This is a genomic window from Amycolatopsis sp. GM8 (genome assembly GCF_021653975.1).
In the GTDB taxonomy this organism is placed as follows: Bacteria; Actinomycetota; Actinomycetes; order Mycobacteriales; family Pseudonocardiaceae; genus Amycolatopsis_E.
Window position 1 is genome coordinate 1 of sequence record NZ_JAJKFK010000016.1, and the last position, 8,485, is coordinate 8,485.

Annotated in this window: 7 protein-coding genes; 2 read left to right on the top strand and 5 right to left on the bottom strand. The window is 65.0% G+C overall.

What is annotated here, in order from left to right; all coding sequences use genetic code 11:
• Positions 1-122 precede the first annotated feature (122 nt).
• Together LOZ83_RS39575 and LOZ83_RS39580 are read left to right on the top strand one after the other, a co-directional pair.
• Positions 123-1,619, top strand: a complete 1,497-nt coding sequence (locus tag LOZ83_RS39575; protein ID WP_236797080.1) for an amidohydrolase family protein — start codon at positions 123-125, stop codon at positions 1,617-1,619.
• Positions 1,620-1,633: 14 nt separating this feature from the next.
• A complete protein-coding gene (locus tag LOZ83_RS39580) occupies positions 1,634-2,428 on the top strand; it encodes a polysaccharide deacetylase family protein (RefSeq protein WP_236797081.1) in 795 nt (264 codons plus the stop codon).
• Positions 2,429-2,458: 30 nt separating this feature from the next.
• Here the strand turns inward: LOZ83_RS39580 and LOZ83_RS39585 are convergent, their stop codons facing one another.
• From LOZ83_RS39585 to LOZ83_RS39605, 5 genes are all read right to left on the bottom strand, one after another.
• Positions 2,459-3,325 carry an ATP-binding cassette domain-containing protein gene (locus tag LOZ83_RS39585; RefSeq protein WP_374202775.1) on the bottom strand — a complete coding sequence of 289 codons (867 nt, stop codon included), beginning with the start codon at positions 3,323-3,325 and terminating at the stop codon, positions 2,459-2,461.
• Between the two features lies 1 nt (position 3,326).
• The gene (locus tag LOZ83_RS39590; RefSeq protein WP_236797084.1) at positions 3,327-4,382 is read right to left on the bottom strand and encodes an ABC transporter ATP-binding protein; all 1,056 of its coding nucleotides are present in this window, start codon (positions 4,380-4,382) and stop codon (positions 3,327-3,329) included.
• A gap of 41 nt (positions 4,383-4,423) precedes the next feature.
• Positions 4,424-5,311 (bottom strand): ABC transporter permease, encoded by an 888-nt coding sequence (locus tag LOZ83_RS39595; RefSeq protein ID WP_236797082.1) that lies wholly within the window; start codon positions 5,309-5,311, stop codon positions 4,424-4,426.
• On the bottom strand, positions 5,308-6,255 hold the full coding sequence (locus LOZ83_RS39600; protein ID WP_236797085.1) for an ABC transporter permease: 948 nt from the start codon (positions 6,253-6,255) through the stop codon (positions 5,308-5,310). The genes LOZ83_RS39595 and LOZ83_RS39600 overlap by 4 nt, the downstream gene beginning before the upstream one ends.
• Positions 6,256-6,345: 90 nt before the next feature.
• Positions 6,346-7,977 carry an ABC transporter substrate-binding protein gene (locus LOZ83_RS39605; protein WP_308190406.1) on the bottom strand — a complete coding sequence of 544 codons (1,632 nt, stop codon included), beginning with the start codon at positions 7,975-7,977 and terminating at the stop codon, positions 6,346-6,348.
• Positions 7,978-8,485 lie beyond the last annotated feature (508 nt).

The window sequence follows — 8,485 nt, forward strand, 5'->3', positions numbered from 1 at the left end:
GCCGCGAAGAATGCTTCGGCACCAACGAACGCGTCCTCACCCAACTACTCCGCACCCGCGGCACCACCATGCTCACCGGAACCCTCACCCCCTGACTTCCGGACTGCCGAAGGAGGCCAGTCGTGAACGAGCTCATCGTCATCGCCGGGAAGCTGGTCGTCGCGGCGGACCAAGACGGCTCGGTGGACGTGGTCGACGATGGAGCCGTTCTAGTCTCCAACGGCGCGGTCGCAGCGGTCGGGTCTGCCCGGGAGCTGCGCGCCGAGCATCCCTACGTCCCGACCTTCGGCGGGCCTGGGTTCGTGGCCCTTCCCGGGCTTGTCGACAGCCACCATCACGTCGGTCTGACCCCCACCCAGCTCGGGGTTCCCTCGGAGAGCCTTGAACTGTGGACCCTGATGCTCATGCAGTGCGCTCCCGTGGACCCCTACTTGGACACCCTCGTGTCGGGGCTCGAGCTCTTGCGCTCTGGCGTGACCACGGTGCAACACCTCGCCAGTGTCCGCGACGATCCAGCAGGGCCGGCCGATGCAGACGACGCTGTGCTGCGTGCCTACGCCGACCTCGGAATGCGAGTCAGTTACTCCGTCGGAATCGTCGACCAGAACCGCCTTCTTCTCGACGGCGAGCAATCGATCGTTGCCGATCTGCCTGCGCCGTACAACCAGGAGCTGGCCGCATGGCTCACGGGCCGGGCTTCGGCTGCGGAGCAGTTGGCGAGGGGGTACCACGAACTTCGAAAACGGTGGGACGGCGAGGCGGGCGGACGGATTCGCATCCAGTTGGCGCCCACGAACCTGCATTGGTGTTCCGACGAGGCGCTCCAGCTGGTCACCGCGGCCAGCGAGGCGGACGGCGTTCCGATGCACATGCACCTGCTGGAGACCGCATATCAAAGGGTGTACGGGCTCCGTCGCTCCAAGCGTGGGACGCTGGGTCATCTCGACGACTTGGGCGTGCTGGGCCCGCGGCTCACCATCGGCCACGGTGTCCATGTCGACGACAGTGACCTGGACCTCCTCGCAGAGCGCGGCGTCTCACTGTGTCACAACCCGAGTTCGAACCTGCGGCTCAAGAGTGGCACCGCTCCCCTCAATCGGTATCTTGCGCGCGGAATCCCGGTCGCTCTCGGCATCGACGAGGCGGGTTTGGCCGATGACCGCGACATGCTCCTGGAGATCAAGCTCGCCTACAACGTGCATCGAGCGCCCGGGATCGACACCCGGGTGCCTACCACCGGAGAGGTTCTCGCGATGGCCACCGGCAACGGTGCACGGACCACGCCCTTCGGTAACGCTGTGGGGAACTTGCGTCCCGGGGCACGGGCGGACCTGGTGCTGGTCGATGCGCACCGCCTGGCCGGTGCGCATCTCAGCGAACGGGTTCCCGTCGCGGACGCAATCGTGCACCGTGCCAAGCCCGAGCACGTCCACACTGTCCTGGTCGATGGCGAGGTGGTCGTCGAGAACGGACGGGTCCGTACCGTGTCGGAGGAGGACGTCTTCGGCGAGATTGCCGAGCGGATGGCCGGTCCGTGGCCTGGCCGGGAAGACGCCGAGCGTCGCAGCCGCATGCTGGTCGAGGCCGCCCGGCGGCACTATGCCTCATGGCTGGGCTGACCGGGAGCGGGTTGATGACCTGGGATCACCCGGTGGACATACTCGTCACGTTCGACCACGACGCGGAATCGGCGTTCCTGCAACACGAGAACGGCGTCCATCGCGGCCCTTCCTACCTGTCCCATGGCGCCTTCGGAGCGAAGGTGGGCATGGGTCGCGTGCTGGAAGTCCTCGACGCCCGAGGCATACCGGCAACGTTCTTCGTCCCGGGATGGGTCGCCGAGCGGTGGCCCGACAGCGTCAGAACGCCCGCGCAGCACGGTCACGAGATTGCGTTGCACGGCTACTTGCACGAGTACCCCACGGCCATGGTCGACGCAGCGGAGGAGCGCATGGTGCTCTCCCGGGGCTTGGACGCCCTGACAGCTGTTGCAGGCACCGGGATCGTCGGATATCGACCACCGGGCAGCATGTACTCGAACGCGACCGTCGAACTGCTCCGCGAGTTCGGCTTTCGCTACGGCTCCGCCATGCAAGACGACGACGGCCCCTACCTTCATCCCACTGCGTCGGGCCGGCCCTTGGTCGAGATTCCCTGCCACTGGCAGCTGTGCGACGACCTGTTCGGTTGGCATTCCGACGTTCGCATGACTCCTTCGCAGGTCGAAGAGACCTGGACAACCGAACTGGAGGCGCTCGGCCGTTACCCGGAGCGGGCCTATGTCCTCACCTTGCATCCGCACCAAATCGCGCACCCGGGTCGGCTCGCCATGCTCGACCGCGTCCTGGACCGTGCCATCGAACTCGGCGGGCGGTTCCGGACGTGTGCCGACATGGCGACGGAGACGCTGGACCGGATGGGCCGCTGAGCCGGTAGGCCCACTGCACGACCGCAGGAGTCAGAGCGCGTCTGTCCCGAGGCCGCTTGCCACTGCCCCGGACAGGGCACGGTCCAGCGTCGGAATCGACGCGATGAGACCTCGCGTGTAGGGATCCCGCGGCGAGTCGTACACGTCGTCGACGGTCCCCATCTCGACGATCTTGCCTTCATGCATGACGGCGACGCGCTCGCAGACGTGCCGAACGACCGAGAGGTCGTGCGAGATGAAGAAGAGTGTGAGCGAAAGGTTCTCCACGATATCGGCGAGGAGATTGAGGACCTGCGCGCGAACCGAGACATCGAGGGCGCTGACGGGTTCGTCGGCAAGGATGATGCGCGGCTTCGGCGCAAGCGCCCGGGCGATCGAGATCCGCTGGCGCTGGCCTCCCGAAAACTGGTGCGGGTAGCGGTTGACGGCATTCGCATCCAGCCCCACCGCCTCGAGTAGTTCGGCGACGCGGTCGCGGCTTCCGAGGTGCGCGGTCGCGACCAACGGCTCCGCGATGATGTCGCCGATCCGCATGTGCGGGTCGAGAGAGCTCATCGGATCCTGGAAGATGACCTGAAGCTGCTCACGCAGGAAGCCGAGGCGCTTCTCGGGGAGATTGGTGATCTCGGTGCCGTTGACCGTGACTGTTCCCGACGTCGCATGGTCGAGCCCGGCGAGAATCCGCAACAGAGTGGACTTGCCGCTACCCGACTCGCCGACAACCCCGAATCGCTCGCCCTTGGCGACGTCGAAGCTGACATTTCGCAACGCATGAACCGGAGGGCTCGCGTGAAAAAGCGAAGTCCGCGGGCGGTGGTAGTCGCGGGTCAGCCCGCGCACGCTGAGGGCGGCATCGGGGTCAGGGCGTACCTGGTCAGCAGAACCTACGATGGTCACGTCACGCACCTCGCTCTGCAGTTGGATGCCCCTCGCCGACCGGATGGAAGCAGGCGTGCCCCTTGCCGTCCCCGGTCGGGGTCCACTCCGGTGTCTGCGAACAGCTTGCGGTCGCGTGCGAGCACCGATTGCGGAACACACAGCCGTCCGGGAAACGTCCTGCCGGCGGCACCGTCCCGGGGATGGTCGTGAGACGGCCTCGCTCGTCGGTTTTCCGTACGTCGGATGCTCCGACCAGGCCTTGGGTGTAGCGGTGCTGCGGGCGAGTGAAGACGTCGCGGACGGGTCCGGTCTCGACGATTCGCCCGCCGTACATGACGATCACCCGTTCGCAGATGCTCGCGACCAGGGCCAGGTCGTGGGTGACGAAGAGCAGCGCGGAGTTGCGTTCCTGGACGCCGCGCAGGATCAGGTTGACGACCCGGGCTTGGACGGTGACGTCGAGCGCCGTCGTCGGTTCGTCGCACACCAGGAGCGCGGGATCGTTGGCGAGCGCCAATGCCAGCACGATTCGCTGCCGCTGGCCACCCGAGAAGTGATGCGGATAGGCCCTCGCGGCCTCCGCCGGGTTGGGGATGCCGACAGCATCGAGAAGCGCGACGGCCGCTGCATACGCCGAGCGCCTGTCCGGGCGGGTGCCGTGGATCAACATCGACTCACTCACTTGCTTGCCCACTCGCATTGTCGGGTTGAGGGCGGTCATCGGCTCCTGGAAGACCATCGCGACGTCCTTGCCGCGGACCTGCGACAGTTCCCGCTCGCGTCCGCCGACCATCTCCTTGGCCACGTCGTCGCCACGGCCCGGTCGCCTGAGCTGAACCGAGCCCCCGGCCTGAACGCCGTCGGGAAGCAGCGCCATGATGCTCAGCGCGGTCAACGACTTGCCCGATCCCGACTCGCCGATCAGTCCGACGCGCTCACCTTCGCCGAGCGTGAAAGACACGTTGTCGAGCAGTTGCAGGCCGGAGTCCGTGCGCACACTGAGATCTCTTACGTTCAGTACTTCTCTCCGACTTTGGTGCTCGGGTTCCGAGCTGTCTCCACTGGTGTCGGGCATCGCCTTCTCCACCGAGTCGGCGCGGGACGTCGTCGGCAACTTCATCGCCGGTCCTCCAAACGCGGATCGAAGATGTCACGGAGCCCGTCGCCGAGCAGGTTGAATCCCAGGACGGCCAGCGCGATCGCGATCCCGGGAATGAAGGCGAGTCGTGGAGCCTGCCACAGCAGCGTCTGGCTCTCCTGCAGCATCCGGCCCCATGAAGGGGTCGGCGGAGGGGTGCCGAGTCCCAGGAACGAGAGCGCTGCCTCACCCAGGATCGCGATCGCGAACAAAACCGATGACTGCACGATGATCAGGCCCGAAACGTTCGGAAGAATGTGGCGAACTCCGATCGCGACAGGCCTCCTGCCGACGACGCGAGCGGCGAGCACATACTCCGACTTCATCGCCTGCATGGTGCCGCCCCGGATCAACAGAGCGAAGCTGGGGATGCTCCCGATGCCGATCGCGATCATGGCGACCAGCGTGCTACCGCCGAAGATGGCCGCCAGCATGATCGCAAGCAGGAGCGACGGGAACGCGAGCAGCAGATCGTTGAATCGCATCGTCACCTCTCCCGCCCAGCGCCGCGAGGTCATTCCCGCGAAGATGCCGAGCGGGACCCCTGCCAAGGCGGCCAGCCCCACTGAGATCACGCCGACGAAGAGCGTCGTTCGAGCGCCGACCATCAACTGGCTGAAGATGTCGCGACCGAACTTGTCGGTGCCGAGCCAATGGTCGACCGACGGGGTCACCAAACGAGCGGAGGTGTCGACCTGCGTCGGATCGTATGGAGTCCATACGAATGACACCGCTGCCGCAAGGACGATCAGTCCCACGAACACGGAGCCGGCCACCAGGTTCGGGTTCCAGCGCCGGCGGTGGCGGCGACCGCGCAGCGACGGCGCGTCGTGGTGAGAGGCCCCTTCGGGCGTGGTTGCCGTCATGATGCCGCCCTGAGTCGAGGATCGATGATGACGTAGAGGATGTCGACGACGAGGTTGATCACAAGAACGGCGGCGACAAGGAGCATGACGACATCCTGGACGACGTTCAGGTCGCGAAGACCCACGCTGTCGGTGAGCAGACTGCCAATGCCGGGGATGACGAAAACACGCTCGATCACGACTGCGCCGAGCAGCAGGTAGACGAGCTGCAGCGCCAGAGCCGTCACCACGGGGACGGCGGCATTACGCAGCCCATGGTGAATCAGGGCCTGGGCGGGCTGCCGTCCTTTGGCACGTGCGGTTCGGATGTAGTCCTGTCTCAGCACGTCCAGGATCGAGCTCCGCACGTAGCGTGCAATGATCGCGCCCTGACACAGTCCGAGCGCCAGTGCCGGCAGAACGAGTTGCCGGGCGAACATCTCGAAGTCGTCCTGTGGCGATGTCCATCCGCTCGACGGCAGCCACCCGAGCCGAACCGCGAACAGCGTGACCAGCAGGATGCCGGCCAAGAAGGTCGGTACGGCAACGCCGACCTGCGACAGCGCGGACAGTGCCAACCCACTGGCCCTGCGGTGGCGCAACGCCATGACGGTCCCAAGGGGAATTGCGACAGCGATCGCCACGAGCATGGAAGCCCCGACGAGGATCAGGGTCACCGGAATCCTCGTGGCGATCTCAGGACCAATCGCGGTCTGGGTGACATACGAGGTTCCCGGGTGCAGCGTGATCAGCCCGCGCAGCCAGTCGAGATACCGTTCTGGCAGCGATTGGTCGAGCCCGAACTGCTCTCGGAGATGGGCCACGTCACTGTCGGTGGCGTTCAGTCCGAGCGCGACGCGGGCTGGGTCACCGGGCAATACGGCCATCAGACCGAAGACCACGATCGAGCTGGCCAGCAGGGTTGCCACGAAGATTCCGGTACGACGAGCGAGGTTCCACAACAGCATCAGGCTCCTCCTCCGATCGTGGTGACCGGGGGCGCCTGCGTCGCAGGCGCCCCCGCCTGGTGTGACAGTCTCATGAACCGTTTCGACTTACGAGCGGGATACGCCCGTCAGGTCGAAGGACTCGGTGACGCTGTTCTTCGGCAGGCCCTTGATGTCGTTGTCGGCGACCATGAGGTTCGGCATCAGCCAGAGCCAGTCGGCGGCCGCGTCGTCGACCAGCAGCTCCGACGCCTGCTTCATGTACGCAACCTGCTCGTCCGCAGTTCCGGCATCGGCCTTGTCGCACAGCGCCTTGAAAGCCGGGTTGCCGTAGTGGGTGTAATACGACTTGTCTTCGAAGACCGAGCAGATGTCACGCGGCTGGATGTGTCCGGTGATGTTCAGGTCGTACTGACCATCAGTGAAGACCTTCTGGAACCACACCGCCGGGAACTCCAACTGGGTGAGGTTGACCTTGAATCCGAGCTGTTGCAACTGGCTCTGCACAACCTGACCGCACTGCTGGTACGCAGGCAGGGTCGGGACTGTGAGTTGGATCGTCTGATCGGCCTCGCCGGATGCCGCCAGGAGCTGCTTGGCCTTGGCCGGGTCGTACGGATAGCGACCGGTGAGGTCCTCGTACCACGGGTCTGTGGGCGGAACCATGCTGCCGATCTGGGTGCCGTAGCCGGCGTAACAGGTGTCGATCAGAGCCCGGTGGTTGATGCCGTACTTGACGGCTTCACGCATGTCCTTGTTGGCCATGGGGCCCTGGGAATTGTTCATCGCCAGCAAGACCTCGAGGTTCGAGGTTCCCTGGACGATCTGGTACTTCGGATTGTTCTTGAACTGGTCGAGGGCGTCCGGGCTCTGGATCAGGCCGATGGCATTGATCGTGCCGCTGAGGAGGGCGTTGTTCGCGGAGGTGGCGTCCTTGAAGAACTTGAGAACGATGCTCGTGAAACCGGCCTTGTTCCCCCAGTAGTTGTCGTTGCGAGTCAGCGTGATGGAGTCACCGCGCTTCCAGCTGCCGAACTTGTACGGGCCGGTCCCGATCGCGTTGTTGGCGAGGTCGCCGACTCCGTTCGGGGTGAACATGACGCCGATGCGAGTGGTCATGCGGAAAAGCCAGTCGTTGCTCGGCCTGGAGAGGTTGACGACGAGTGTGTGGTCATCGTTGGCCGTCACGCTCTGCACCACGTCCATGGCGTCCTTGGACGAATCCGTCCAGGTCTTGACGCGCTCGATGGAGAACTTCGCGTCCTGCGCGGTGAACGGGTCACCGTTGCTGAAGGTTGCGTTGTCGACCAGGTGGAAGGTGTAGGTCTTCCGGTCGGGCGAGATGTCCCAGGACTTGGCAAGCGAGGGGATCAGGGCACCGTCCTGGTTCACCTTCACCAGCGTCTCGTAGACGTTGTAGAGAAGCGGGAGCGGAGAGTCGCCATTGCTGGTGAAGTCGAGTGTGGACGGTTCGCTCGGAAGGCCGACGGTCAGCGTCGTGTCGCTCGAGCTGGAGTTCGCGCCCGAACTCCCCCCGCCGCACGCGCCCACGACCAATGTCGCGACCAGGGTGACCGCAATCAATGCGATCTTCTTCGAGTAGGAACTCATTTCAGGTGCCTCCATGGGTTGCTGCGAGAAGGTGTAGCCGTCACGCGAGTCGATTGAGCCGCCGGAGCGATGCCGGCCGGCAAACTCACCGCTTGCAGACCTTGCGCCGCCGCAGCGAAGTGCCCCCACGCAACGAGCAAGCCAGTCATCTGTCGTGCACCCCAGAACCCTTGGTGACGAACCCGCAGCGTGCGCCCACAAGCCTTCAGCGCAGGTTCTTCATCAGCGCGACCCGCAAACCACAGGCTGAGGCGGTCCGGCATCTTCATGCGTCCTCCTGTGGGATCAGCTCGGGTCTTCACCGTGGTGTTCACTACAGTGTGAGCCGTAGCATGCCAGCGTGACCTGTCGAGTTCAACCCTTCGGATGCCTGTTTACAAGAATGTTTTTGAGCGAAACATGCCTGACCGCGCTACGAGCCCGCGCACTGGCAACAAGGCGTGAGCCAGTCAGAGGCGTGCTGTGGACTCACTCGCCCCGTGGATGTCGCCGCGAGTCACCGCGACGACAGAAAAGGATGCTCGGCCGGACAGAGGCGCCGCTCAGGGGGTGAGGGTTCCGGTGAGCATGGTGGTGCCGCGGGTGCGGAGTAGTTGGGTGAGGACGCGTTCGTTGGTGCCGAAGCATTCTTCGCGGC

What these genes read in the sequence shown, in the direction of transcription:
- LOZ83_RS39595 (WP_236797082.1), bottom strand. Translation starts at nt 5,311, where the DNA reads ATGACGGCAACCACGCCCGAAGGGGCCTCTCACCACGACGCGCCGTCG.
- LOZ83_RS39580 (WP_236797081.1), top strand. Translation starts at nt 1,634, where the DNA reads ATGACCTGGGATCACCCGGTGGACATACTCGTCACGTTCGACCACGAC.
- LOZ83_RS39590 (WP_236797084.1), bottom strand. Translation starts at nt 4,382, where the DNA reads ATGCCCGACACCAGTGGAGACAGCTCGGAACCCGAGCACCAAAGTCGG.